The sequence below is a fragment of the Neisseria sp. P0021.S006 genome, from assembly GCF_051956895.1.
This window is the reverse complement of sequence record NZ_JBQCWZ010000912.1, coordinates 1-587: the sequence shown is the minus strand read 5'-3', so window position 1 is coordinate 587 and position 587 is coordinate 1. Positions and strand designations below refer to the sequence as shown.

Here is a 587-nt window from a genome sequence, read left to right as displayed (position 1 = left end):
GTATTCCACGCCCCATTGGTCGAAGGGGTTGATACGCCAAATCACGCCTTGAACGAAAGTACGATGTTCGTAAGCAGCCATCAGCATGCCGAGGTTGAAAGGCGTCAGGCTGTCGATGAGCAGGCTGTTGCTCGGACGGTTGCCGGGGAATTCTTTTTGCGGTGCAAGGCGGTTGCGTTCGTCTTGGGGCAGGGCGGCCAATTCGATTTGTACTTCGTTTAAGGTCTTACCTTTCATCAGCGCTTCGGCTTGGGCGAAGGCATTGGCAACGGTAAAGCGGTGTTGGCGGTGGTTGCCGTAGACTGTGGTCATGGGGACGATGAAGTCGACGGGAATCAGACGCGTGCCTTGGTGTAGAAGCTGGAAGTAGGCATGTTGGCAGTTGACGCCTTCATCGCCGAAGACGATGCCGCCGGTGGTGCAGGAAACGGGTTGGCCGTCTGAAGTACGCTGTTTGCCGAGGCTTTCCATATCGAGCTGGTTGAGCCACGGGGTAAAGAGGCGCATGTTGTGGCTGTATGGGACAACGGTTTGTCCGTCTGAATGTTGGAAGTTGTTGTACCAAACATTGATGAGCGCCATCAGGA

The 587-nt window shown here is 55.2% G+C and carries 1 pseudogene; it reads right to left on the bottom strand.

The annotated features are described in order from the left end of the window. Window positions 1-587 (bottom strand): annotated as a pseudogene (locus tag ACTHUM_RS17860) (glucose-6-phosphate isomerase); the annotation flags it as partial.